The organism is Herbaspirillum sp. WGmk3 (assembly GCF_023952535.1).
Taxonomy (GTDB): Bacteria; Pseudomonadota; Gammaproteobacteria; order Burkholderiales; family Burkholderiaceae_D; genus Herbaspirillum; species Herbaspirillum huttiense.
The window spans coordinates 1-26,236 of record NZ_JAKYWT010000001.1 but is presented as its reverse complement, the minus strand read 5'-3'; the positions used below and the strand labels follow the sequence as shown (position 1 = coordinate 26,236).

Sequence of the window (26,236 nt, the reverse complement as noted above, 5' to 3'; positions counted from 1 at the left end):
GGATATCCGTGGATATCCTTTTTTAATGTCCGAAGCGACATGATGCGTGCGCGCCCCAGTGGGAAAGCTTAGCGCGTCACGCTCGCCTCCAGCTTGGCCTGCCCGCCCTTGCCATACGCGATCGGCCGCTCGGCCCGTCCATCCTGCAATTCCAGAGTGGTCAGCGCATCGCGTGCCACAGCCTTGATGCGCCATTGCCGTCCGTCGTCCTCGCTCACCAGCAGCGCACCGGAGAGCGAGCTTGCCATGACCTGATTGCCTTCGCTGCGCAGGGCCGTGATGGAGCCGCTGGTGGGCGAGGCCAGTACCTGCCAGTGCTGCCCGCCATCCTCGCTGCGCAGCAGCTTGCCGCCCAGGCCGCCAACGATGATTGCCCCGGAGGCGGTGACCACGCCGCTCCACAGCGAAGCCTTGCTGCCCGTGGCCAGCGCCTCCCAGTGCTGGCCGCCATCGGGCGAGCGATACAGCACGCCTTGCTCGGCCGCGACGAACAGCGCGCCATCGCGGCCGGGGAAGATGTGCAGCAGGTTCAGGTCGCCGCGCTGCTGGCCCGGTGCCGTGGGCAGCTTGACTTGCTGCCAGCTCTTGCCGCCATCGCGCGTATGCAGCAGCAGCGACCACAAGCCGGCCGCCCAGCCCTCATTGGCATTGGCAAACCAGACCGAAAACAGTGGCTGGTCCACGCTGGTGTCGCTGCGCTGCAGGGCCCAGGTCTTGCCGCCATCGGCGGTGTGCAGGATCACGCCGCCGTGGCCGGCCGCCCAGCCCTGCTCGGTGCCAGCGAAACTGACCGAGGTCAGCGTGGTATCGACCGGTACCTTGTCGGCCTGGCGATAGCTGGCACCGCCGTCGTCGGAGAGGATGATGTAGCCATAGGCGCCTACGGCCACGATACGGCTGCCCGCACGGGTCGCACCCAGCATCATGTTGTGCAGAGCATGCGCATCGGAGCGCGCCGGTGAAAGCGTGACCGCTGCACCGGCCTGCGCCAATGCGCCATGGGAGACGCCACCGGCCAGCACGGCCAAGGCCAGCGCCACAGAATGTTTGCGGAAATAAATCATGAATCGTCCTTGCGATCGGCAATCAGTGCGCCAGGGCGCTGTTGAGCTTGATGGGTGACTTGCGCGGGAACATTTTCTCCAGCACCACCGCAAAGGCGGGCAGGGCGGTCATCGCCATGACCAGGTTGACCAGGAACATGAAGGCCAGCAGCTTGCCCATGTCGGCCTGGAACTTGAGGTCGGAGAAGGACCAGGTGGCCACGCCAATGGCGAGCGTGATGGCCGTGAAGATGGTGGCGATGCCCACTTCCTGAATCGCGTTGTGCAGCGCCTCTTCAATGGGCAGGCCAGCAGCCAGATGCAGCTGCAGCCGGTTGTAGATGTAGAAGGCATAGTCCACGCCGATGCCCACGGCCAGTACCATCACGGGCAGAGTCGCTACTGTCAGGCCGATCTGCAATTGCTTCATGAAGGCATAGCCGATGAAGGTGGCCACCGTCAGCGGCAGGCAGCAGGCGATGATGGCGCGCCAGTCGCGATAGACCGCAAACACCAGCAGCACGATGGCCCCGTAGACGTAGAGCATCATGGGCAGCTCGGATTTTTCCACTTCATCATTGACGGCCGCGATCACGCCCGCGTTGCCTGCGGCCAGGCGGATTTCCAGCCCGGCCAGCTTGTGCTGGTCGCGATAGCTCTTCACCGCCTGGATCACGCCATTGATGGTGGCAGCCTTGTGGTCGGCCAGGAAGAGATGGCTGGCCAGCATGTTGCAGTCCTTGGAGAGGAAGCCGCGTACACGCCCGATTTCTACCGCCAGGGCGGCATAGTTGGCGGCATCCAGCGGCACCGTGAACATGGCCGGATTGCCCTCGTTGTAACCCTCGTTATAGATCTTCATCTGGTCGGCGAAGGAGCTCACGGACAGCACGCCCGGTACATGCCGCATGACCGTATCGAACTGATCCTGATAACGCCCGAAGCTGACGTTGTCGCACGAATTGGAAGGCGTCGACAGGATCACCGTCAGCCAGTCCAGCCCGTTGCCGTAATTGTCCGCGATCCAGCGGGCATCGCGGTTGTAGCGTGCGTCGGCATGCAGTTCCGGTGCGCCCGGCTGCAGCGTGCCGACCAGGCGGTCATGGCTGTACCAGGCCGAGCCGGCCAGCACCAGCAGGGTGATGACGACGATACTGCGCGCCACGCGCGGCTGTGCCGAGCGTGACAGCACGGCCAGCCAGCGGCCTCTGGCCTGCTGGGCGCGCATGGCGCTGTCGGCATAGGTCTTGCCAACCTTCAGCAGCGAGGCCGCCAGCGGCAGCATGACCAGGTTGGTGATGATCTTGTAGCCCACGCCGATGGACGCCGTGATGGCCAGTTCGCGCACCATCGGTATCGGGATCATCACCAGCGTGACGAAGGACACCAGCGCCGTCACCAGCGCCAGCACGCCCGGAATGAGCAGGCCCTTGAAACTGGCGCGGGCCGCCGCTTCGCAGGACTGGCCGCCGGCGATGCCGCGCACGATGGTATTGATCTGCTGCACGCCATGCGAGACGCCAATGGCAAACACCAGGAAGGGCACCAGCACCGCCAGCGGATCGAGCCCGTAACCGAGCAGGCGCAGCGTGCCGAACTGCCACACCAGCGACACCAGCGAGCAGGCCACCGGCAGCAGCGTGAAGGGCAGCGAGCGGCAATACCAGTAGACCGCGATGGTAGTCAGCAGCAGGGCCATGGCGCAGAATTTGAGCACGCCTTCGGCACCATCGGCCACGTCGCCGATCTGCTTGGCAAAGCCGATGATCTGCACTTCGAAGTCGGCGTTCTCGTATTTCGCGCGCAGGTCGTTGAGCAGCTTGTTGTAGGCCAGGTAGTCGACCTTCTCACCCTTGGCATCGAACTCGTTGATCTCGGCCACGATCATGGCGCTGTCCTGGTTGCGCGAGATGAGGGTGCCGACGAAGCCGCCATTGACGGCCGTATTGCGGATCTGCTCGATGGTCTCCGGCGTGAGCGCCGAGGGGATCACGGTGCCGGGAATGACGGGGTCTGCGCGGAAACCCTCCTCGGTGATTTCGTTGACGAAGGTGTTGGGCGTCCACAGCGACTGCACGCCCAGCCGGCTGATGTTGGGCAGGAACATGACGGCCTGCGTCATCTCGGACAGGCGGGTCAGTCCCTCCCTGGTCCAGATGCTGCCCTTGCGCGTGCGCAGCACGATGTTGAGGCGGTTAGCGCCGAGCACGTCATCGCGGTACTGCTTGAAGGTGTCGATGTATTCGTGATGGGTCGGCATCTGTTTTTCAAAGCCGGCGTCCATGCGCAATTGCAGCGCGAAATACGACAGCACGGCGGTGAAGGCCAGCAGCAGGGCCAGGATGGGAATGCGCAGGCGGAACAGGCTGGCGTCGAGTCTATCCAGACTGAACAGGGAAGGGGCGTTGGCCATGGTGCGGTGGTCTCGGGTCGGAGTTCAAAAACGCGGGCCGCCCGCAGGCGGCTTCAAGCAAAACGGGATTGCACGTCAATGCGCCCGGACCGTGGAGGGCCCGGGCGCGCGGCCTCAGAAGTTGCGGCTGATGGTCATGCCATAGAAGCTGCGGTCACGCAGCGGTTGATCGAACACGCTGGCTCCGCCCCAGAACTTGGCGAAGTTCAGCGCCACCTGCCACTTGGCCGGGTTCTGGGTGAAGGTCACGGTGAAGTTGGCCATCTTCGCGCCTTCCATGAAGGTCGCCGTGGCATTGGGCGTGCGGCCCTTGACGGCATGGAAGAAGTAGACCTCGGGAATGACCTGCCAGCCAGGGATCACCGAACCGTCGTAGACCCAGCTGAAGTCGAAGTTGTAGCCATACGAAGTCGCGCTGCCCACGCCGGAGGTATTGCCGCCATTGGCCAACGTATTGCTGGCATTGGCCGTGGTGTCGTAGCCCCAGCCCCACAGGCCCGCGGCCACGGGGATGCCGCCATACGCGTTCTTCAGGTTGGGATACTTGATGGCCACCGCTTCCACCATCAGCGTGGCGGTATCGGCCCCCAGGGTTTTGAGCACGGCACCGTGTTCGCTGGGGGTGAGGCTGAGCATGCCGGTGATGGCCAACTGGTATTTCTCGGTCTCGATGTAGCACTTGCCATTGGTCTGGCACAGGCCGCCATTGGCGTTCTGCACCGAGCCGTTGAGCGAGACCGCATCCTTGGGCCGATACGACAGTTCCGTGCCGATGGCCCAGTTGCCCAGCGGGAAATTGGCCGACAGGCCGACCATCTTGCGGTCTTCCAGATAGGAATAGCCCAAGCCGCTGGCGGTATTGGCGGTCGACAGCACGGGCGACTTGTCGTGGTAGTTCATCACGTACAAGCCGAAGTTCACATCGGCACCGGGCGGCGTATAGCGCAGGGCCACACCATATTGGCCGGTGGAGCGCGGACGGCCGGTGACCGGCACACCCAGCGCATCGGCACCGCTGCCCACGGTGGCGGTCGACCAGTAGCTGCCCACGGGCGGGAAATAATTGCTTTCCCAGCCTTGCTGCACATAGGTTTCCACCGAGAAGCCACGGCCGAGGCCGGTGGCGAAGTTGACCATCGGAGCGGGCAGGATGGCTTCCTTCAATTGCGTACCCGGATTGGACAGGCGCATCAGGTCGATGGCATTGGTCTGGTTGATGCCGCCGGCGATGAACAGGCTCTCGCCCCAGTTCACCACCTGATTGCCGACGCGGATGCGGGCGCGTTCCTCGCCCAGGTCAAAGGACTTGCTGACCCACAGGTCCAGCAGGCGCACCTTGGAATGCAATTCATTGGTGGCGTCATCCGACAGCGCGCGGCCGGTGGTATTGGCTCCACTGATGTTGCCGGTGCTGCGAGTGGCCGAGTAATCGCGCAGCCAGCTCACGCGGCCCAGGAATTTCACGTCTTCCGGCATGTTGAGCAAAAGCTCATGGGTGCCTTTGAGATAGGTGGTGAAGCGGTCCCCCCGGTTGTAGTTCAGGTCGCCCTGGTCGTTGAGCGATGACAGTGCATCGGCACAGCCACCCGGCGCACTGGGGCCGGAGGCGGCCGCTGCACTGCCGCCACTGCTGCCGATGATCAGGCCGCAGGATTGCTTGCTGGCGCGCACGCCCACACCCAGCGAGACCGTGGAATCGAAATTGCCGGACACCGTCTCGCCCTCGAAGGTGATGGCCTGTGCCGCGCCGCTGCACAGCGTGGCGGCGGCCAATGCGATGACCCTGGTTTGCAGATGATTTTTCATTGTTGTTCCTCTCCCGTTGCGGATGCCGTCTCAGGACCGCTCAGCGATCGCTGATGGCACGCAGGTTGTCGGCGCTGTAGAAGCTGGCCTTGGCGCGCGGATTGCCCTTGCCGTCGACTTCCCAGGCCATGTCCTTGCCGGTGCCGGCGGCGTGCAGGTCGAACACGTAGCGGCCTTCGGCCAGGTTGTATTGCGCGAAGCCGGCCTGGTCGCAGCTGCCGGTCTCATAGACCGGGATCACATAGGCTTCGCGGTGCTTCCACAGCTTGCCTTGGGCGTCGTAATCATCGGCGGCGACCAGGTTCCAGCTGTCCTCGTCAACATAGAAAGTGCGCTTGGGCGCGAGGTGGCGCACGCCGGCCTTGACCGTGGCTTCCACCACCCAGACGCGGTGCAGCTCGTAGCGGCGGGCGCTCTCGGCGATGGACTCGTCACCGGCCACGTCTTCGAACTTGGCCTTGAAGTCGGTGGCACCGAAGCTGCCATACGGCACGTACATTTCCTTCTTGCCGACCAGCTTCCAGTCGAAGCGGTCGATGGTGCCGTTGAAGACCATGGGCTCATCCAGCGTGTACTGGTTCTCCATGCCGATCTGCGGCGAGTCGTAGGCGTAGGAGGGCATGCGGCGTACGCGGCGCTGGCCGGGGAAATAGTAAAAAGTTTCGCCGCCGGCCTGGTTGAGGAAGGTGGTCAGCGACAAGGCTTGTCCGGCCAGCGCCGTGGGCGAGTTGTAGGCGAAGTAGGTGTAGTACTCCACCGGCGGCAGGGTCGAGAGATTCACGCTGCCCTTGGCGGCCCAGGGGAAGAACATGGTCTGCTGCGACCCGGCCTTGATCCATTCGCTGCTGCCCTTGCGCGGGGAGACGGCGGTGATGGTGGACTTCCATTCCTGGGCCACGCCGCGATAGCGCATCTTGCTGTTGTACATGACCTCTTCGCCGCTCTTGGGCACGGGGAAGGGAATGCCCGGCACCACCGCCTCGGCCAGGCTCCAGCCATCGGCGCCGAGTTTGGCACTGGTGTTCTTCTTGGTGTTCTCCACCACGAAATCGGGAGCGCTGCAGTAGCGGTGGCTGGGATAGACATCCATCTTGTACCCCTTGATCTGCTTGATCAGGGCGACCTGGCCGGCACTGAGCTTGCTGGCGTACTTGTCGACGTTGGAGGCATCGATGGTCTCGGTTTTCTTCTCGTCCTTGTACTTGAAGAAATCGCGGCGCAGCTTGCCGTAGGACCAGCCGGGCAGGACCACGTTGTCTTCCTTCCAGTCCGGCACGCCGTTGCCGCCGGCTTTCTCGCCGCCCAGCGGCGTGAGGCTGCCGCCGAGGTCGGCGGGCGTGGCGGCCTGCGCGAACGTGGCAGCCAGCGCCAGGGCCATGGCGCTCATGTGGATGACCTTCATTGCTGTTCTCCCTTGTTGTGATGCGGGTGTGCGTTGGCCGGATGCGCTGCCGCGCAGTCCGGATGGCGGACCGCTCCCAAGGCGTGGAGGCCTTTCCTATTGCCACAACCCGCTCGGGTTGCGTCCCATGTCTGACAAAACGCTGACAGAGTGGAAAATTGACTCGCTTATGGCGTTGTCCTGAATAGGTGGTTTTTTGGGAGCAGTGGACGAGGGAGAATGTAGAAGGGGCCACCTCGGTACTGTTAGCCGCTTTTAGCAATTTTCGGGAGGAACGCCCGGAGGGGATGGTGCAAAACCAGACGGCCCCGCTGTAATCGGCTTTGAAAAAGGCTTGCAGGGCGAGGCTGACCGATTTGTCCGGCAGGATGTTGAGGGGCGAAGAATGGAGCTGATTATTCCCTTGTCGTTGAATTGACCTGTGACAAAAACAGGATTGTTGCCGGAAACAATATTAATCAACCAACTGGTCGGTTTTATTGTGAGAAAAGCTCGTATTTTGAGGCGGGCTTGCCCGGAGCACGCGCAGATGGTGATGCGTGCTCCGGGTGCAAATGAGAGTGGACGATGGAGGTGGTGGACCAAGACAGGGCAGCTTTGCCAAAAACGGCTAGACCTCTGCCCCAAAATTGCCCAGGGCAGCGGCACAGTCCGTATTGGTAACCGGCGTTACCAATGCGGACTGTGCCGGCAGACTCAGGATTGTGCAGCCGTTTTGATGACCGTTTCCGAAGGCAGGACGCCGAACATCTTCTTGTATTCCGAGGCGAAGCGGCTGGGATGATTGAAACCGCACAGGGCGGCCAGGTTGCCGATGGTGTCGTGGCCGCGTTCTTCGCTGCTGCGCCGCTTGATTTCGCGATGCGCCGCGTTCAGGCGCAGCGCCTTGAGGTACTGCAGCGGCGAGATGTCGAGCCGTTCCTCGAAACAGTATTGCAGGGTGCGGCGGCTCACGTGGGTGGCGCGGCACACATCGAGGATGCCGATCTCCTCGCCCGCATGCGTGCGCATGTAGTCGATGGCGTTCTGCACGATGCGTTCGCGGCGCTGGCGCGAGGGCAGGGTCGATTCGAGTTCGTGATGGCCCTGGTTCAGCGAGAGCGCCAGCGCCACGTTGCTGATGGCAGTGGAAGCAAGCGCACGCGGGCTGATCGGCCGCGTGGCCTTGCCCGCTGGCGTGTTGAGGAGATCGAAGGCGACCGAGAAGTAATGGCGCAGCATGCCCGCCGTGGCCGCATCGAGCTGCAGCACGGACAGGTCCAGCCATTTGCGCACGCTGGCTTCATCCTGCTCGTGCAGCTGCGACAGGAACAGCTCGCGCTGCACCGAGATGCCCAGCAATTCGATCGGACCGTTGGTGCGGATGTGGTGTGCCCGGCTGCCATCGAGCACGATCAACTGGTCCTGCGTGAGCGGCCGGCCGTTGAGCAAGTGGCCTTGGGCGCTGGTGTTGCAGATGCCGATGACCATCTGCTCGGGCGGCGGCACGATGCGTTCGTGCAGGGCGGTGTTGGTGGTCTCGCGGATGAAGCAGAACTCGTCGGTCTGCACCATGGCCAGCGCGCCGACGAAACGGCCACTGCCCAGTTGCTGGTACTCCTGCTCCCATCCGGTGAGCGTACTGGCTTGCTGGTCCACATCCGAAAACTGTTCGGCATGAACGGAAAAATGGTCGGCATGCATGGCGCGGGCTCCTGTTGTTTTGTGTCAGACGATGCAAATTTCGCACCAGCCTGTCAAACATCCGGAAACGGCAAGCAAGACGCTCATCGGCGCCGCAAACCAGGTCTGCGGGCGGCGAGGGGCAGGGTGATTGATTTCCGTCTCCGTTGTCTCGGAGCACCTTCGAGGGTGGCTCTCGGACTTTCATTTTTTTCGCCAATCTACTGAATCACAGGGTAAAGCACAAGGGCGCATTCGTCACATTGGGATTCTGGAGTATTGCGGCGGGCAGAGCATTCGTGGTAGCGCGGCGATGTGTCTCAAAAATGAAAATATGCTCGCTTCGTTTTGTACCTAGGTGAAGTTTCGTGCGCGCCGTCCATGGACAGAAATATTCATATCGTTTCCGCTTGATCTATTTGATCGGCGTTGCATGTCGCATGGGGCGGCGCTTTGCGCGCTGCGTCGCGGAAAAAACTTTCATTTGACCTGCAAGCCGCATGGGGCGGGGACCGCCATTTTCAGCGGCATGGCGGCCCTTTGGTGCGATTTACGGGGTGCCTGTGCCGGGGTTGAATTGCTACGGGGCAAAACTATTTTGTCTTTCAGAAGAAGTGGGATGGGGTGACACCTTGTGTCGTCAGCCAATCAAGCTGCCTTGGGGAGGGAGAGCTTGCAGTGAAAACAGAGCAGCGACATGTTGTCCTGCCGGTCACTGCGGACCCTGGCTCATCGCATCTGGAAGACGGCGGTTTTGCCCCGCCAAGAAGTATGTGCCTCACCTCGCTCAGGGAAAACAACATGAAAACAACAAACGAAAACAGAAACCACATCCTTCCCATCATCACCTTGGTCACGCCGGAAAAAGTGCTTGCGCACATTTCGGCGAAGACGCTGGCGGCAGCTGACGCCAAGCGCCTTGCGGCCGCCAGTGCCCCCTCCTCGCTGCCGGCTGCTGGCGCGCAAGCCGTGGCTTCCTCGTCCGTTACCAAGCTGGGAGCGAATGTGACGGCACCCGCACTGCCGGTGGCCGCGCCGTCCTCTCACACGTTCAACGCGGCCTTGGCTGCCGGAACCGCCATCCGCAAGGCAGCCGGCCAGACCGAACGCGTGGCAGCGTCCCCGGCCAAATCGCTGGCACCGGTGCTGCCATCCCCCGCACCCGCTGCGGTCACCCAGGCGGCGGTGAGCGCCTTGCCCGACCGGGCGGCCGGCACGCCGATTGCCAAGTCGGGTGCGACTGCAGCGGCGCCGCCGGTTGCGAGCGCCATCGCCACCGCATCGGGCAGTACTTCCGCACGGGCACCTGCAACGCTCGCGCAGACGACCGCCGCCCCAGCGGTGCCAGCCCTGGTCGCGCTGTCACCGGTCGTGCCTGCACCCGTGGCCGTGCAACATCCGGCCCCTTGCCCGCCGTTGGCCTCCACTTGCCCGTCTTTGCCGGCCCCGGCACCCGTGTGCGTACAGACTGGCCAGCCGGCCCCGGTGTATGTCAAGGTCTTCCTGCATGACCAGGTGATGCTGTGCCCCATCGATATCTTCTGCCCGGCACTGATGCCGCTGGCACCAGATTCATCGCCATCGCCGGCCCCGGCACCCGCTCCCGCACCGGTGATCACGGCGGCACCCGCTGCGCTGCCAACCAGTACCTCGCCGCCGGTCGCCGCAGGCCCGGCGCTGAGCGTGACACCTGCCGCGCCGGTAGTTCGGGCTGCGCCGGCCGCTCCGGTTGCCCCGGTCCAGCCCGCCAGCACTGCTGCCGTGGCAGCGGCTGCTCCTGCACCCGCATTGGCGATGGCGGATGCCAGCGTGCGTTCGTCGGCCGATCCCTCCAATGCCCCGGCCACCTATCGGCAGCCGGGCCGTCTCGATCCGGCCAGCTTCATCGCGCGCCAGGCGTGCCGCGAAGGCGGGGCCAGCGCCGCTGAGTCGAAGAACAGCGTAAGTGATCGCAGCTGGCGCATTCTCGACAGCAAGCTGCAAGGCGTGAGTGCAGCCCAGCTGGCGGCGCTGGACGGCGATCACGACGGGCAGCTCAGTGGTACGGAACTGTCGGGCCTGATGGTCTGGTCCGACCTCAATCAGGACGGCATCGCCCAAGCCGGCGAAATCGATACCCTGGCCGAGGCCCTGCAGCGGGTGAGGTTCGACGCCTTGCGCGCAGCCGATTACGGTGTGTTCACTGCAGGCAATGCGCGCTTCCAGGCGCAGGCACCGGATGAAACGCCACTGCCTTTGTCGGCCAGGGCTCGCGCGTTGCCGACCAAGACGGGGGGCGACGGCAATAGCACGATCGGCGGCAGCAACCGCGCCGACCTGCTCCTGGGTGGCAAGGGCGACGACATCATCAACGGCTTTGGCGGCGACGACCGCATCGCCGGCGGGGATGGCAATGACCAGCTCTCGGGGGACGACGGCAATGACATCATCGATGGCGGTGCCGGCAACGATAGCCTCTTTGGCGGCTGGGGCAATGACCGCCTGTTCGGCGGCGATGGTGACGACACCATCATGGGCAGTGACATCGGCAGCGCCATTCCTGCCGGCTTCAGCAGCGCCCCCGCTGACGACGACGTGATCTTTGGCGGAGCCGGCAACGATTCGCTGATGGGCAATGGCGGCAACGACCAGCTCTGGGGCGGCACCGGTAGCGACAAGCTGTTTGGCAGCGAGGGCAATGACATGCTCTACGGCGAAGACGGTGACGACCGCCTGACCGGCGGCAACGGGGATGATGTCCTCTACGGTGGCGATGGCAACGACTACCTGCTCGGCAGCGATGTGCGCGCCAATTGGCTGCAGCCGCTGCCGGCCAGCGTGGTGGGCAACGACAAGCTCTATGGCGGAGCCGGTGACGATACCCTCATCACCGCAGGCGGCGATGACTATCTCGATGGCGGTGCCGGCAATGACCACATGGAAGGTGGCGATGGCAACGATACCTACGTGGTCAGCAGCCCCGGTGACGTGGTGCTGGAGCGTGACAACGGCGGCACCGATACGGTGCTGGCCGGGGCCAGCTATGCGCTGCCGGTCTTCGTGGAAGAACTGCATCTGCTGGAGGGCGGCAACTACAACGCCGGCGGCAACGGCCTGGACAACCTCATCCTGGGCAACAGCCTGGACAACGTGATCGATGGCGGTGCGGGAGCCGACACCATGGTCGGCGGCAAGGGCAACGACAGCTACTTCATCGACAACGTCGGTGACAAGGTAGTGGAACAGGCCGGCGAAGGCATCGATACGGTCTACGCGCGCATCAGCACGACCCTGGGGGCCAACGTCGAGAACCTGGTACTGATGGACGCCACCACGCCGGAGCGCGCCACCATCGATGGCCAGTCAGTCCTGGTCTATGGCGCACCGCATCGCTACAACCTGGACTATGACCAGGGCGGCGATATCGCCGGCTATGACGGTACCTGCGGCGAGACCAGCATTTCCAATGTGCTCAACATGGCCGGCACGCCGGTGGCCGAACCCGATGTCGTGCGGCGTGCCATCAGCCGGGCCCTGTGTGAACCGAAGAACGCAAACGGCATGGGCGGCGGCATGAACCAGTACAACTGCAGCACGCTGCTGGACAGCTACGGCATCCGCAACCGCGTCAGCAACAACTTTGAGCCGCAGGGCGTGGTCGATGCCGTCAAGGCCGGCAAGGCGGTGATCCTGACCGTCGATTCGGGGCGGCTATGGGGAGCCCCCGACGGCGACAGATTCATCCATGGCGATCACTATGTCACCGTCACCGGGGCCGCCTGCGATGAAGCCACGGGCGTGGCCAAGGGCATCTACATCGCCGATTCGGGGCGAGGCAATTCCAGCGACATGTGCCGCTTGCTGAGCATGGAGGAGTTCGCCAACGTAGCCAATGTCTATGGTGCCAACGTCATCTACACCAAGGACCCGATCAAGATGGTCGACGCCAACCTCAATGGCAGTGGCAACGCGCTGGACAACGAACTGGTAGGCAACCGCGGCAACAACATCCTCACCGGTGGCCGGGGCGATGACACCTTGGTCGGCCAGGCCGGCAACGATACCTATGTCTTCAGCCGCGGCGATGGCCGCGATCTGGTGGTGGACAACGATGCCACCAAGGGCAACCTGGATACGCTGCAGTTCAGTGATATCAAGCAGACCAACCTGTGGTTCAGGCACGTGGGCAATGATCTGCAGATCGATGTCATGGGAGGGCAGGATCAGGTCACCATCAAGGACTGGTACGTCGGCGGGGCCAGCGGCAGTGACAACCGCATCGAGCGCATCAAGACCGCCGAGGGCAATACGCTCTACGACACCGACGTGGAAAAGCTGGTACAGGCCATGGCCAGCTTCGCGCCCCCGGCGGCCACGCAGATGGAGTGGAACAGCGGAGCCACCAGCGAAGGCAAGGTGCTGCTGACCGTTACCCACTAAGACCGCGGCCAGCAGGTCTTTCAAGACCGGCGGTGCAGGCGGGCAGATGGTCCCGCCTGCCCGGCGCGGCATGCGTGCGCCGGCTGCCGCCCCTTGGCCATCGATCCAACCCCTCTCGGGAATGCTATGAACCAGACGGACAATGACTCCGGCCAGGCGGCGACGGACAGCGGCTTGCTGTGCCTTATCCTGCTGGCCAAGCTGCACGGTATTGCGGCCGATGCCCAGCAATTGCGGCATCGTTTCGGCCGCCAGCCTTTCAACGTGCAGACCATCCTGCTGGGCGCACGCGCGCTCGGCATGAAGGCGCGCTGCATCCGCCAGCAGGCGGCACGTCTGGAGCGCACACCGGTGCCGGCCATCGGCATCGATCACGGTGGCCGTTTCTTCGTGCTGGCCAAGATCGACAGCACGCCGCAAGACAAGAACGGTGCTGCCACACGCGTGCTGATCCAGCGTCCGGGGCAGCCACCGCAGGTACTCACCCGCAGCGAATTCAACGCCCTCTGGGCCGGGCAGGTCATCCTCATGACCAGCCAGGCGACCTATGCGGGAGAATCCTCGCGCTTTGATTTCACGTGGTTCATTCCGGCTGTGGTCAAGTACCGCAAGGTGCTGGCTGAAGTGCTGCTGATCTCGCTGGTACTGCAGATCATCGGCCTGGTCACGCCGTTGTTCTTCCAGGTGGTGATGGACAAGGTGCTGGTCAACCACGCCATGATGACGCTCAACGTGATTGCGGTCGGCCTGATCGCAGCCACCATCTTCGAAGCCCTGTTGACCGGGATTCGTACCGCCATCTTCGCCAAGGCCAGCAGCAAGATCGACGTGGAGCTGGGCGCGCGCCTGTTTTCCCATCTGCTGAGCCTGCCGCTGGCCTACTTCCAAGTGCGTCGGGCGGGCGACTCGATTGCCCGCGTGCGCGAGCTGGAAAACATCCGCAGCTTCCTCACCGGCAATGCGATGACGCTGGTGCTGGACCTGATGTTTTCCTTCATCTTTCTGGGCGTGATGCTTTGGTACAGCGTGCCGCTGACCCTGATCGTGCTGGCCTCCATACCGGTCTACCTGCTGTTGTCCCTGATCTTCACACCGGTGCTGCGCGCACGTCTGAATGACAAGTTCAACAAGAGCGCCGAGAACCAGTCCTTCCTGGTCGAGACGCTGACCGGCATGGATACCGTCAAGGCGCTGGCTGTCGAACCGCACTGGCAGCGCAAGTGGGACCAGCAACTGGCCGGCTACGTGGCCGCCGGCCTCACCACCACCAACATCAGCCTGCTGGCCAATGGCGGCGTGAACCTGGTCAGCAAGCTGGTCAGCGTGGGAATCATGTGGATGGGCGCGCTGCAGGTGGTGGACAACACCCTGACCGTGGGCGAGCTGGTGGCCTTCAACATGCTGGCCGGGCAGGTGGCGGCCCCCATCCTGCGGCTGGCGCAGCTGTGGAATGACTTCCAGCAGATCGGCATTTCCATGAGCCGGCTGGCCGATGTGCTCGATGCACGCACCGAGGTGGCGGGCCAGCGCACGCGGCTGCCGCGCGTGAGCGGGGCGATTGCCTTCGAGCGCGTGAGCTTTCGTTATCGTCCCGAAGCACCGGAAATCATTCGCGGCCTCACGCTGCAGATCCGGCCGGGCGAAGTGATCGGCATCGTCGGCCGCTCCGGGTCCGGCAAGAGCACGCTGGCCAAGCTGGTGCAGCGGCTGTATGTCTGCGAGAACGGCCGCGTCACCGTGGACGGGCAGGACATCTCCATCATCGATACCGCCTCGCTGCGCCAGCAGATCGGCGTGGTGCTGCAGGAGAACACCTTGTTCTCGCGCTCCATCCGCGACAACATCGCCCTCGTTGATTCGGCCGCGCCGATCGAGCAGGTGATCGCCGCCGCCAAGCTGGCCGGTGCGCATGACTTCATCTGCGAGCTGCCCGAGGGCTATGACACCCTGGTCGGCGAGCAGGGTAGCGGACTCTCGGGCGGACAGCGCCAGCGCATCGCGATTGCGCGTGCGCTCATCAGCAACCCCGGCATCCTCATCTTCGACGAGGCCACCAGCGCGCTGGACTATGAATCCGAAAAGATCATCCAGGACAACATGCGCCAGATCTGCGCCGGCCGCACCGTGCTCATCATCGCGCACCGTCTGTCTGCCGTGCGCGATGCCGACCGCATCCTGGTCATGGAACGCGGCAGCGTGGTCGAGAGCGGCAGCCATGAGGAATTGCTCATGCTGCCCGATGGCATCTATGCGCATCTGTGTGCGCTGCAGGCCGGCAAGCCACTGCAAGGGGAAGCACCATGAGTCTGCATCATCGTTCCCGGGCCTGGCTGGCCCTGTGGCAGCGTTACGGGCGTGCCTTCCGTCACGCCTGGCAGCACCGCGATCGGCAGGACAGCAATTTCTACAACGAGCAGGAAGCCGAATTCCTCCCGGCGGCGCTGTCGCTGCAGGAGTCGCCGGACTCGGCCAGCCTGCGCTGGACGGCGCGATTGCTGGTGGCGATGGTCCTGCTCACGCTGGTGTGGTCGCTGGTGGGCCGCATCGACATCGTGGTCAACGCCAGCGGAAAAGTGATTCCTTCCGCGCGCATCAAGACCATTGCCGCCGTCGAGGTTGCCAGCGTGCGTGACATCCTGGTGCGCGAAGGTCAGCACGTACGGGTCGGCCAGGTCCTCATGGAGCTGGACGCCACCAGCAGCGATGCCGAGCGCGACAAGGCTGCCGATGCCGTGGCCCAGGCGCGGCTGCAGGTGGCGCGCGCCGCAGCGATGATACGGGCGGTGCAGCAGCGGCAGCCGCCGCAGATGGAGACGGTCGAGGGGGTTGCGCGCGCACAGTGGACGTCGGTGCAGCAGCAGCTGGAGGCGCAGTATCAGGATTTCCGGGCAAGACTGGCGCGCCTCGATGACGAGGTCATCCGCTACGGTCTTGCCCTGCGGCTGGCGACGACGCGTGCCACGGATTACAAGGCGCTGATGTCGGATCACTCGGTGTCGCAACACGCCTGGCTGGAAAAGGAACAGGCCAGGGTGGAACTGCAAGGCCAGCTGACCGAGGCCCGCAACCAGCGCACCGCGTTGTTGGCGCAGACACAGAAGGAGGCCCAGGACAGCCGCATAGAGGCCGAGAAAATCATCGAGGCCGCGCAGCAGGACCGTCGCCGCGCCGAGGAGCGCAGTCGTCTGCTCACTCTCACGGCCCCCGTGACCGGCACCGTGCAGCAGCTCAACATGCATACCGTGGGCGGCGTGGTGACGGCGGCCCAGCCGCTGATGCAAATCGTGCCCGAGGATGGCGAGATCGAGATTGAAGCCTGGCTGGAAAACAAGGATGTTGGCTTCGTCGAGATCGGTCAGGAGGTCGAGGTCAAGATCGATGCCTTCGACTACACCAAGTACGGCACGGTTCCGGCCAAGGTCGTGCATGTGTCGCGCGATGCCATCCAGGATGAGAAGAAAGGGCTGATTTATTCCGCGCGCATCGTGCTGGCGCGGGACCAGCTCAATGTGGATGGCCGCAGCCTGCCGCTATCGGCCGGCTTGGCGGTCAATGTGGGTATCCGGACCGGCAGTCGGCGCGTGATCGAATATGTCTTGTCGCCGTTGCTGCGGCATCAGAAGGAGGCGTTGCATGAGCGTTGATGTCAAGGGCCGCAGCAGGGTGGCCTTGGTCGTAATGGGACTGGTGGGGGCGTTGCAGACCGCACCGGTGATGGCCGCCGAGCCTGGGCGTTTCGACCCCCTGCTGGCCAGGCCACCGGAGCTGGACCGGGGCCGGGTATTGCCGGGAGATGACCAGGCCATTTCGTGCGCCACCAGCAAGTTCGTGCCGGGCAAGGCCCTGACGCTGGTCGATGCGGTCGACCTGGCGTTGTGCCATCAGCCGCAGATACAGGCTTCATGGGCGGCGATCAAGTTGCAGGCGTCGCAGCTGGGTGAGGCAAGAGCCGCCTATCTGCCCAACCTGACCGCAGGGGCGGGCAAGTATCGTGAGAGCAGCAGCTCGGACCAGGGCAGCAGCCGGCGCTCGGTGGGCACGCTGTACGCCACGCTGACCTGGCGCCTGCTCGATTTTGGCGGACGCAGTGCCAACCAGCGCGCTGCCGATGTGCTGTTGCAGGCCGCGCTGGCCAGCCAGGATGCGACCTTGCAGAAGGCCATGGCCAACGCGGTCGCGCTGTATTACGACGCCCACAGCGCGCGGGCTGCCCAGCAGTCGCGCGAACGCAGCCTGGCCTTGGCGCGACAGATCCTCGACACGGCCTGCAAGCGCGAGCTGCGCGGCGTGGGCTCGCTGCCGGAAACCCTGCAGGCCCGCACCTTCGTGGCCCGTGCTGAACTGGAAGTGGCGCGCGCCATCGGCCAGCACAAGCGCAGCGTGGTGGCGTTGGCAGTCGGACTGGGCTTGCTGGACGAGGCCGGCGATGCGCCTGCGATCACGTTGTCCTCCGAGGTGGAGGAAGATCCGCTGGGTCTGGAGCAGAATCTGCCCGGCTGGCTGAAATCGGCCAAGCAGTATCATCCGGCGATCCTCGCAGCGCGCCACCAGGTCGAGGCCGCGCGCGAAAAGATGAATGCGGCGATGGCCGAAGGCATGCCGACCGTGGACCTGACAGCGAGCCGTTACATCAATGGCCGACCCAACCAGGCCGGCAATCGCGGTGATCGCGACACGGTGGTGGGGCTCAATCTCAACATCACGGTGTTCGACGGCTTTGCACGCAGCTACAAGGTCGATGGAGCACAGGCCCAGGTGGAGACGCGGGAGGCCGAATTGCGCGAGGTCCAGTCCCAGGTGCTGGGCGACATCGCCACCACCTATGCCGAAGCCACCACTGCCTTGCGCAGTATGGCCTCGGCGCGCAGCCTGCAGGAAGCGGCGCAGCGTTCAGTGGACTCAGTGCGGCGCAAGTACGACACCGGCGCGGCCGACATCGTGGAGATGCTCAATGCGCAATCGTCTCTCACCGATGCCGAGCTGGAACGCATCCGCGCCTTGGGCGAGTGGCGCTCGGCAAGGTTGCGCTTGCTGGCCAATGCGGGGGAGATGGGGCGCGCCAGCTTCACCACACCGCCGCGGCGCTGATGACCGGGCTCAGGTCTTGCGCGAGCGTGACGCACGGTACCAGGTCTGCCATCCGACCGCCATGGACAGCACCGCGCCCAAGCCGAATACCAGGCCCGAGGCCGTGCGCTGCGTGATGGCCAGGCTCAGCACGGCAGGAATCAGCACCACGCCGACGAAACCAGCGAAGACGCATAGCCCGGTAGCCCGGCCGACCTGCTCGCGCGGCACGAGGATGGCGATTTCGGAGAACAGTACGCCATTCCAGGCTACCACCGCCACGCCGAGCGCGGCCGCGGCCAGCGTCAGCAGCAGGCCCGGCAGCGCGGCGAACGCGGACCAGGCAAGGATGCCAAAGCCCAGCATGCCCAGTAGGCCCGAGACGGCCAGCATGCGCAGCGCCGGCACGCCGCGGTCGACGCAGCGCCCCCAAACCAGACGGAACACCACGCCCACCAGATTGAAGAGCGTCAGCAGCATGGCCGCCTGTTCGATCGACATCTGCTGGAAGCCATGCAGGAAGGGAACCAGCATGGCAATCGCAGTGACCTGCAGACCTGAGAACAGGAAGGCGACCCATGCCAGGATGCGCAGTGGCGGATGGCTGCGTAGCAACGACCAGACGTTATCTGCGGAGGCTGCGCCCTGGTTGGCCGCCGAGGCCGGGTCATGGTCTTGCGCCGACTTGCTGTTGAAGGCGGCCGCACCGAGCAGACCGATCAGACCCGGTACCACGAAGGTCCACAGCAGTCCGACATGCTGCGTCATGACCGGGACCAGCAAGGCCGCCAGTGCAGCGCCGGCGGGGACGCCGCTTTGCCGGATCGAGAACAGCAGGCTGCGGTTTTTCAGCGGGCCGCTCTGGCTGAGGAAGTAGGAACTGGCGGGCGTGATGCCGCCGTAGCCCATGCCCATGAGTACGCTGCCGGTCAGCACCCCTGCCACGTGGGTGGTCGCGATGAGCAGCATCCCCAAGGCGCAGAGCGCCAGGCACCAGCGGCTGACCTGGAATGCGCCGAGACGATGGACGCGGTTGCCGAACCAGATCGACGAGCAGGCCGCCGCCGCGTACAGCACTGCCGTGTAGACGCCGACCCAGCGGGCGGAAATGCCTAGCGTCTCGGCCAGCAGGGGCGAGATGGTCAGCACGGCGGTCGCGGCAAAGGAGGTGGCGATCTGGATGGCGGTCAGCAGGAGCAGGGCGGTGAAGGGATGCATGGAAAAAATCGCGTTACCGGGCTTGCCGGAAAAAAAGGATGCCTGCGCTTTCCCGCACGGCAAATCCGTTGCGGCCAGGCATCAAGACCATGATTGTAGGAAAAGACACGCGTTCATGCTTTTCCTGATAGCGTCGGACACCGGAAGCCTGATAGCCTGAAGCCGGGACGCAGTGACAGCAGAGGGCCGCAGCGGAGCGCGAGGCCCCTCATCGCCACGCATCACCACGCAATATCAGGCGATACCAGGCGATATCAAGCAAGACGGGGAGCACCAGCCAGAGAGCTTGGCTCACCACAGCACGCGCAACAGCGGCGGGGAAGGGGAAATGCGATTTCTCAACAAACATCACCAGTGGAAGATCGGGCAGCTCATCGCGGGCGCGCTGATCTGTTTCCTGGGCTGCCTGGCGGCGTTCGGCGCGGCCGGTTTTTTCTGGCTGCAGCATGACCTGGAAGAGAAGATCGTGCAGCCGCTGCTGGAGCGCGAACTCAATCGCGTGCTGGAGGGCTTCCGCTCCGAGTACCTGGCGGGCGGGGTGTTCATCAAGCAGATGCAGGGCCTGATGCTGGAATCCTCAATCCCACTGCATGGCGATCTGCGTTCGCTGGCCCGCTTCATCGAGTCATTGGCGCGCCGCGAGAATGCCGAGGAGCCGCGCTTTTCCTACATCCAGTTCGGCAACAACCGTGGCCAGCTGATTGCCGTCAATCTCAAGGGCTACGGCAGCCTCGACTACTACCTGCAGGATGACGCCCATCCCGGCCTGCAACACTTCGACCAGCGCCCCGACGGCGAGCACCTTGCGCCGTTGTCCGTCACGCCCGACTACGACGCCCGCCAGCGTCCCTGGTATGTGAATGCCACCGCCGAATGCCCGCAGGTCTCCGCGATCTACTTCAGCATGGGAGCCGATGCGCAGTGGAATGCGTCCATGACCTGTCCCGTCAATCGCTCGCCGGAAGACCAGGGCGTGATTGCCGTCGATCTCTCGCAGGCGCGGCTGCAGCATCTGCTGGATGCGGCAGTCCAGCAGTCGCTGGTGGCGGGGGTCTTCATCGTCGATGACAATGAACGTGTATTGCTGCAATCGGACCGCCTCAGTGCCGCCGACAAGCGCTTCCTGATCGACCAGCCGCCGGGCAGCCGCGCGCGTTTTACCGAACTGGCCATTGCGCGCCTGGCGGACCGTTCGCGCATGGTCAATCTCAAGACCGATGCCAATGGCAAGTTCCTGATTTACCAGCAGCCGCTGTCGAAGATCGACGGCGCACCCGCTGAACTGGCCGGTTACCGGGTGCTGGTGATTTCGTCCCGCTCCGAACTGCTGTCGGTGTTCGATGGCATCTTCTGGATCAGTTGGGTCGCACTCGCGGTCATGCTGGTCGGCGGCCTGGTCCTGATCCGTCTGTATCGCGGCAGCATCACTTCGCCGCTGATGCGTCTGCGCCATCAGGCCGAGCAGGTGGCTTTTCGCGAGGCCAGTGGAACGCATCGCTTCGATCTGCTCTATCCCAAAGGCTGGGCCATCGAGGAAATCGTCTCGGTGCAGGATGCCGTCGAGCGCATGGCCGGCAATCTCTACAGGCTGTATCACGAACTGCGCGACAAGGTCGACCGCGATCAGGAAAGCGGCCTCCTGAGCCTGATCGGCGCAGCCGAGCGGCTGGAGCAGAGCGCGTGGGAACAGGCCACGGTCTGCATGGTGGAAATCAACAACTATGTGGTCCTGGCGGATACGCTCAACAAGGTCGCGCTGCGTCACCTGTGGCAGAGCCTGTGCCAGCAGGTGGCTCCTGTGTGGGGTGACTTTGCCGCCCAGCGGCTGGTCCGTTGCCGCTACAGCGAGAGCCGCATCGCCGTGGTGATGCTGGGTGCGCCTGTCGACCATGAAGACATGCTCATGCGCCTGCGCAGCAAGTCCGAACTGGTGCTGTCGACCGGTGGGGCGGAAGAGGTGCGCGTGTTCCTGAGTTTTGGCGTGAGTGTTTGCGAACAGCGCAGCAAGGCCGCCATGGAAAAGAGCCTGGCCAATGCCGCCATTGCATTGCGCCAGGCGCAGCAGCCGGGCGGTGGCGGTTACTGCGTGTTCCAGCCGGCCATGCTGGCGCGCGAAGAACGGGTGCAGGCGCTGTTGGCGGCCATGGACGCCGCCACGCTGGAGGCCGAGTTCAGCATGGTCTACCAGCCCATCTGCGATCTGCGCAGCGGTGCGCTGCACGGCGTGGAGGCACTGATGCGCTGGCACTCGCCGGCCTTCGGCGCGGTCTCGCCAGCCGAATTCATTCCGCTGGCCGAACGCAGCGAGCGTATTTCGCAGCTGGGTGCGCTGGCCTTCCGCAAGGTGGCTGCCGATGTCGCGCAGTGGCAGGCGCTGGGCATCCTGCCGGAAGGATTCACGGCGCACGTGAACGTCTCGGTGCGGCAGGCGATGAACGTGCACTTCTTCGAGCAGGTGCGCGACATTGTTCTCAATGCCGGCGTGGCTCCGCCGATGATCACGCTGGAGCTTACCGAGAGTCTGCTCATCGATGACTCGCATCATCTGCAGGCGCAGTTCCGTCAGTTGAGCACGTATGGGTTCGGACTGTGCCTGGATGATTTTGGTACTGGCTATTCCTCCTTGTCGACGCTGCACAATTTTGATTTCAACTGCGTGAAACTGGATCGCTCCTTCATCCTGCGCGTGAGCGAAGAGGGGCGAGCCTCGTCGCTGCTGCCGGCCATCATCGGCATCGCGCGCTCGCAGCAGATGGAGTGCGTGGCCGAAGGCGTGGAGACCGAGGAGCAGGCCGAGCTGCTGCGAGGCATGGGCTGTGCGTTCGTGCAGGGTTATCTGTTTGCGCGGCCGATGGAGGCGCAGGCGCTGGTGGCGTGGATAGGTAGCCGGGACCGGGCGTGAACGCCGTTATCGTGTTGAGTCAATTGTCGGAGCATTTCAGCGATCTTTTGGCGGCAGGGGGTGGCGGCTGGCGTATGACACGCGCCCGCGCTTTTTGACAGACAATGCTTCGTCATGTCTTCCTGGAGGATCTGGATCTGTGCTTCATGGCGTCGGTGCCGCTGGCGCAGGTGATCGCGCGTTTGCAGGAGAAGGGCTGGCCGATCATTGAGGGGCCGGTGTTGCGGACAGGGGCGATGCATGGATGAAGTTCGAAACGATCTCGCCCGGCAACGCTGATACGGCATCATCGTTCAAGCGGATACACACAGTCCGCCCGGCAAGGCTCCAGAAAAGTGGTGCGCACCGACTTGACCAGGCCGATGTAATCCGAGCGTTTGTTCCTCGTGTAGACGATGTGGATGGCCTCGCCATAAGGCCCGGGCTCGAGATCCCAGGCCCAGTAAGTCTTGCCGTTCTCCGCCTGGAAGAGGAAGAACTGCCCGGTCTTCGGAAGCTCCACAGGTTGACGCAGCGTTCTGGTCAGCAGCGCACTCTGGCTGCGCAGCACCCTGCTCAGGCGCGCATGCGCCGGTCCGGGCAGGACACGTCGTGCAGCCCTTCCATTTTCGCCCGATTCTGCTTCGCCGCGCAGCGACGGGGCCAGCGCGGGCGGCTCGTCGCCCATAGCCAGAAAATGCCAGTAGATGTATCCGAAGTAATAGCCCTCCCTGCCGAGACGCCATATCGAGGCCGACTCTCCCGTGTTATCAATATCGCCCTCGGCGTCGGCAAAAAAAGCGGCCAGACCGGCCGGCCCGAAATACTTGTGCGGCCATTCCGCCGTGACGAATGCGTCATTTGTCTCCTCGCTGCTCATCCGCTTTTGCAAGGCCTTGCAGGCGGGATGCCGACAACGCTGATCAGTCGTGATCACGGTCTTCATGGAGCAGACGGTACGCATCCGATATCGGCCATTCGGCTCTTTCTCGAACTGGTGGATATTGAGTCCCTCGTGGTCACCGTTGACGGTGGAGACGAGGTAATTGATTCCTTCGAAGCGCACGAAATAAGGCGAGAGCAGAACGCCATTATTGACGCTGCCCTTGTCGATCAGGCGCTGCGATTGACCGTCCTCCTGCTTGCCGAACTCAAAAAACTGGATGAGGGCAAAGCGTCCTGATCCATTCACGTTCCAGACGTACAACTCATCAACCCCGTCATTATCCGCGTCCACAAGGGCAGCGCCGTTGTCATAGTCGGTCCAGGAGAGCAGATCAATATCAGAGCGATCGATGAGGGCTTTTTCCACGGCATTGGGTTCACGTGCCGGGTTCGGCAGCGTGGGATGCCGGGGATCTTTGAGATACGGGGTGAGTGCCGCGCAAAGATTGTCCGTCGATACGGCCCATGCTGGCACAGCACACGCCAACAGGAAGAGCAGGCAGATGATTTTTCTTGTTAATGAATTCGCTGGTGACATCGGGGGCGCAGAAGGTGGTGTGATGACGCTGATCGGTGGGTGACAGGTTGAACTGTAGCAGTCCGATGTTCACTTGTCGTTACCCGATATCAGGATCAGGAGTGGCATCAAAACTATGGCCTTTTCACATTCAGTCTCCGAAAGCGAGAGCTGGTCAGGCATGGTCTGACTAGGCGCGGCCACGCGTCGTAGCGCTGCTGCGGCGACGATCTCCAACAACGGCGGGCAACCCATCTCACGTCTGCATATGAAATGAGCTCTAGAGATATGAGCGCGGTATTAAGTACTAAGACGTTTTGAAATTCGGATGAATTTGCTGGCAGAAATGAAAACGGGCCCATTCGGGCCCGTTTTCATCATGTCATGGCGGAGGCTGTGTCCGCTAAGGTTTTGTACGGGGATGTCCAAGGATGTTCTGTAATTGGTTGATTATAAACATTTATGTATCCTCTTGTTGTCCAGGTTTGTCCGAGGATTTCTCTTGAAATCCATTGCTTTATGTGGGCACAATGTGGGCAGACTTTACGTGAGGGGAAGTGAATTGTGCCAAAGCGAGCCAAGGAATTAACTGCGCTAGCCGTTAGTAAGATAAAAGAGCAAGGCCGGCATGCAGTGGGCGGTGTTGATGGGTTGCATTTGCGTGTTTCATCCGGCGCGCGAGCGTGGGTGCTGAGGATTCAAATTGGCGATAAGCGCCGAGATCTAGGGTTGGGAGCATATCCTGCGGTCTCGCTCGCAGAAGCACGAGACCTCGCACGGGACTACCGGAAGAACGTACAAAACGGAATTGATCCGTTGGCCCACAAGCGTCAGCTGAAAATCGCGTTACGCAGCCAGCAGGCTAGCGAAAAAACTTTTAAGCAGTGCGCGGAAGCCTATATTGAAGCTAAATCTGGCGAATGGAAAAATCCGAAGCATCGCCAACAATGGAGTAACACGCTGGCCAGCTACGCCTACCCGTATTTGGGTCAGCTACTTGTCTCAGAGGTCGATTTGCAGCATGTGTTGGAGTGCTTAGAGCCAATCTGGAAGACCAAGAATGAAACAGCAAGTCGATTGCGTGGCCGAATAGAGGCAGTACTAGATTTCGCTACAGTTCGGAAGTATCGATTCGGTGAGAATCCGGCTCGTTGGAAGGGCCACCTAGATACTATATTGCCAGCACCCTCGAAGGTGCAGAACGTGAAGCATCACGCCGCGATGGCGCTGGATGATGTCGCAGAATTTTTCGCAAGGCTGCGCCAAAAAGAAGGTTTGGGCCCAAGAGCTCTGGAGTTCTTGATCCTGACGGCTGCAAGATCAGGTGAAGTTCGTGGCGCTACGTGGGCAGAAATTGATCTAGAGAACCGGGTGTGGATCGTGCCAGCAACTCGCATGAAGGCGAGGGTGGAGCATCGTGTACCGCTCTCAGATGACGCTGTCGAATTGCTCGGAAAGCTACCTCGTTTAGCTGACTCTCTACTGGTCTTTCCTTCGCCGCAAGGCAAGCAACTTTCTGATATGACTTTGACCCAATTGATGCGACGTATGGAGGTTGCCGCCGTTCCCCACGGCTTTCGCTCCACATTTCGAGACTGGGTTGGCGAGCGGACATTCTATCCGCGAGAGCTCGCCGAGCAAGCTCTCGCCCACACGTTGGAAAGCAAGGTCGAGGCAGCTTATCGGCGCGGAGATGCATTAGGTAAGCGACGAGTGATGATGAACGATTGGGCGAACTACCTGAAATTAGTGCCGAATCGCTGAATATGCGCCGTCCGCTCTGTGATGATGACGTGCATTTGAATAGATCCTTCCTCATCTCTTACGAGTAACAAAGCTCCACCTGTGGCGCCGGACACGTCTTCGTCGAGACCGATCGCTTCAAACTGGATGAACCGCACTACAACAACGGCCGCACCGTGCCCCTGAGGTAGGTGAAAGCATGGCCGCGAAGCGGCGTGGAATGTCTCGCTGCTGGTGGCCGTGCCGGCACGCTATCACCTGCTCAAGCACAAGCGGATTCCGTTGGAAGACCTGCTGCAATTCCCGCCGGTGGTGGGTGATCTACAGGCGTGCGAGGGCACGCGCGGCAGATCGAGCGCCTGTTGCGTCGCTCCGAGCGCGAACCCCTGATCGCCGAGCGTGTGGCCTCTTTCGATTTGATGATGGTGGTGGTATCGGCGGGCTTCGCCCTGGGCCTGGCCGGTGCGCCGGACATCGCGGCAAGCCGAGAACTTGGCGTTGTGGCCCGGCCTTTGGCTAGGCGCCTGATGCCACCGAAATTCTGAAGGTGCGCGGTGCATATTTCGGTCACTACTGGACACCTGGTTCAGTCTGAACTGGACACTCAGATCGGAACCAGGTGGACATTGTGACGGAAGTCTGGACAAGCAGCCGGCAACACAAGCATTGAAACGGCCACATGGACAGTTCTTTGGCAACGTGGACTTATTTAGACTTCAGCAAGTGACTACTTGCCGCGCAGTTTTCTCATTGACTCCCCTTTCAGCTGGATCTTGTAAGCCTGATGGACAACACGGTCCAAGACCGCGTCCGCTATTGTCGGGTCCGGGAAGAAACCACGCCAATTTTCCACTGGATACTAGCCGGTGATGAGTACTGATCCCGTACGTGAACGCCTGTCGACCACGTCCAGCAGCACTTGCGCAGCTGCGGGCGTCATCTCTCCCATTCCGAAGAAGTGTGATGTTGCATCGAATACTGACCCGGAATTTGCATCGAATCTTGACCCTCATGAATTTCTATTATTGTGCAGTTGGCCGGTTTGTTGATTTGCTCGCAGAATTGACCCTCTCCAATTGACCCACCTTCCACTGCCTTCCAAAGGCAGCCACACGATCGT

General features: G+C 62.7%; 14 protein-coding genes and 2 pseudogenes. 8 read left to right on the top strand and 8 right to left on the bottom strand.

Translation table 11 applies throughout. From position 1 onward, the window contains the following. Positions 1–68: 68 nt before the first annotated feature. From MKD49_RS00080 to MKD49_RS00060, 5 genes are all read right to left on the bottom strand, one after another. Positions 69–1,064, bottom strand: a complete 996-nt coding sequence (locus MKD49_RS00080; protein WP_252695112.1) for a YCF48-related protein — start codon at positions 1,062–1,064, stop codon at positions 69–71. A gap of 22 nt (positions 1,065–1,086) precedes the next feature. Next, positions 1,087–3,456 (bottom strand): RND family transporter, encoded by a 2,370-nt coding sequence (locus tag MKD49_RS00075; RefSeq protein ID WP_252695111.1) that lies wholly within the window; start codon positions 3,454–3,456, stop codon positions 1,087–1,089. A 114-nt stretch (positions 3,457–3,570) separates the two neighbouring features. Continuing rightward, on the bottom strand, positions 3,571–5,262 hold the full coding sequence (locus MKD49_RS00070; RefSeq protein ID WP_051156330.1) for a DUF1302 domain-containing protein: 1,692 nt from the start codon (positions 5,260–5,262) through the stop codon (positions 3,571–3,573). 40 nt (positions 5,263–5,302) lie between these two features. Next, on the bottom strand, positions 5,303–6,664 hold the full coding sequence (locus MKD49_RS00065) for a DUF1329 domain-containing protein (RefSeq protein WP_209534608.1): 1,362 nt from the start codon (positions 6,662–6,664) through the stop codon (positions 5,303–5,305). Between the two features lie 696 nt (positions 6,665–7,360). Continuing rightward, positions 7,361–8,347 carry a helix-turn-helix domain-containing protein gene (locus tag MKD49_RS00060; RefSeq protein ID WP_252695110.1) on the bottom strand — a complete coding sequence of 329 codons (987 nt, stop codon included), beginning with the start codon at positions 8,345–8,347 and terminating at the stop codon, positions 7,361–7,363. Between the two features lie 780 nt (positions 8,348–9,127). Between MKD49_RS00060 and MKD49_RS00055 the strand changes: the two genes are divergently transcribed. The 4 genes from MKD49_RS00055 to MKD49_RS00040 all read left to right on the top strand — a co-directional run bounded on the left by MKD49_RS00055 (position 9,128) and on the right by MKD49_RS00040 (position 17,833). Beyond that, on the top strand, positions 9,128–12,745 hold the full coding sequence (locus tag MKD49_RS00055; RefSeq protein ID WP_252695109.1) for a calcium-binding protein: 3,618 nt from the start codon (positions 9,128–9,130) through the stop codon (positions 12,743–12,745). Positions 12,746–12,871: 126 nt separating this feature from the next. Beyond that, positions 12,872–15,049 (top strand): type I secretion system permease/ATPase, encoded by a 2,178-nt coding sequence (locus MKD49_RS00050; RefSeq protein WP_252695108.1) that lies wholly within the window; start codon positions 12,872–12,874, stop codon positions 15,047–15,049. After that, entirely contained in the window at positions 15,046–16,389 is a 1,344-nt protein-coding gene (locus tag MKD49_RS00045; RefSeq protein WP_252695107.1) for an HlyD family type I secretion periplasmic adaptor subunit, read from the top strand. Before MKD49_RS00050 ends, MKD49_RS00045 begins: the two co-directional genes overlap by 4 nt. Beyond that, entirely contained in the window at positions 16,379–17,833 is a 1,455-nt protein-coding gene (locus MKD49_RS00040) for a TolC family protein (protein WP_252695106.1), read from the top strand. Before MKD49_RS00045 ends, MKD49_RS00040 begins: the two co-directional genes overlap by 11 nt. A gap of 9 nt (positions 17,834–17,842) precedes the next feature. Here the strand turns inward: MKD49_RS00040 and MKD49_RS00035 are convergent, their stop codons facing one another. Beyond that, positions 17,843–19,030, bottom strand: a complete 1,188-nt coding sequence (locus tag MKD49_RS00035; RefSeq protein WP_252695105.1) for an MFS transporter — start codon at positions 19,028–19,030, stop codon at positions 17,843–17,845. A gap of 328 nt (positions 19,031–19,358) precedes the next feature. On the opposite strand from MKD49_RS00035, the gene MKD49_RS00030 reads away from it, so the two are divergent. Continuing rightward, positions 19,359–21,932, top strand: coding sequence for an EAL domain-containing protein (locus MKD49_RS00030; RefSeq protein ID WP_252695104.1), 2,574 nt, complete (start codon positions 19,359–19,361; stop codon positions 21,930–21,932). 131 nt (positions 21,933–22,063) lie between these two features. Then, a pseudogene (locus tag MKD49_RS00025) lies at positions 22,064–22,168 on the top strand (VOC family protein); the annotation flags it as partial. Between the two features lie 50 nt (positions 22,169–22,218). Here the strand turns inward: MKD49_RS00025 and MKD49_RS00020 are convergent. Then, positions 22,219–23,394 carry a hypothetical protein gene (locus tag MKD49_RS00020; RefSeq protein ID WP_252695103.1) on the bottom strand — a complete coding sequence of 392 codons (1,176 nt, stop codon included), beginning with the start codon at positions 23,392–23,394 and terminating at the stop codon, positions 22,219–22,221. Between the two features lie 543 nt (positions 23,395–23,937). On the opposite strand from MKD49_RS00020, the gene MKD49_RS00015 reads away from it, so the two are divergent. Both MKD49_RS00015 and MKD49_RS00010 read left to right on the top strand, forming a co-directional pair. Further along, entirely contained in the window at positions 23,938–25,137 is a 1,200-nt protein-coding gene (locus MKD49_RS00015) for an integrase arm-type DNA-binding domain-containing protein (RefSeq protein WP_252695102.1), read from the top strand. A 154-nt stretch (positions 25,138–25,291) separates the two neighbouring features. Further along, positions 25,292–25,640 (top strand): annotated as a pseudogene (locus MKD49_RS00010) (LysR substrate-binding domain-containing protein); the annotation flags it as partial. Between the two features lie 203 nt (positions 25,641–25,843). Here MKD49_RS00010 and MKD49_RS00005 read toward each other — a convergent pair. Further along, positions 25,844–25,969 (bottom strand): ATP-binding protein, encoded by a 126-nt coding sequence (locus MKD49_RS00005; protein ID WP_252695101.1) that lies wholly within the window; start codon positions 25,967–25,969, stop codon positions 25,844–25,846. Between the last annotated feature and the right edge of the window lie 267 nt (positions 25,970–26,236).

Bases quoted from the DNA above. Each gene is read 5' to 3' on its own strand.
- MKD49_RS00045 (WP_252695107.1), top strand. From the start codon at position 15,046: ATGAGTCTGCATCATCGTTCCCGGGCCTGGCTGGCCCTGTGGCAGCGT.
- MKD49_RS00075 (WP_252695111.1), bottom strand. From the start codon at position 3,456: ATGGCCAACGCCCCTTCCCTGTTCAGTCTGGATAGACTCGACGCCAGC.
- MKD49_RS00040 (WP_252695106.1), top strand. From the start codon at position 16,379: ATGAGCGTTGATGTCAAGGGCCGCAGCAGGGTGGCCTTGGTCGTAATG.
- MKD49_RS00070 (WP_051156330.1), bottom strand. From the start codon at position 5,262: ATGAAAAATCATCTGCAAACCAGGGTCATCGCATTGGCCGCCGCCACG.
- MKD49_RS00065 (WP_209534608.1), bottom strand. From the start codon at position 6,664: ATGAAGGTCATCCACATGAGCGCCATGGCCCTGGCGCTGGCTGCCACG.
- MKD49_RS00050 (WP_252695108.1), top strand. From the start codon at position 12,872: ATGAACCAGACGGACAATGACTCCGGCCAGGCGGCGACGGACAGCGGC.
- MKD49_RS00080 (WP_252695112.1), bottom strand. From the start codon at position 1,064: ATGATTTATTTCCGCAAACATTCTGTGGCGCTGGCCTTGGCCGTGCTG.
- MKD49_RS00020 (WP_252695103.1), bottom strand. From the start codon at position 23,394: ATGTCACCAGCGAATTCATTAACAAGAAAAATCATCTGCCTGCTCTTC.
- MKD49_RS00055 (WP_252695109.1), top strand. From the start codon at position 9,128: ATGAAAACAACAAACGAAAACAGAAACCACATCCTTCCCATCATCACC.
- MKD49_RS00035 (WP_252695105.1), bottom strand. From the start codon at position 19,030: ATGCATCCCTTCACCGCCCTGCTCCTGCTGACCGCCATCCAGATCGCC.
- MKD49_RS00030 (WP_252695104.1), top strand. From the start codon at position 19,359: ATGCGATTTCTCAACAAACATCACCAGTGGAAGATCGGGCAGCTCATC.
- MKD49_RS00060 (WP_252695110.1), bottom strand. From the start codon at position 8,347: ATGCATGCCGACCATTTTTCCGTTCATGCCGAACAGTTTTCGGATGTG.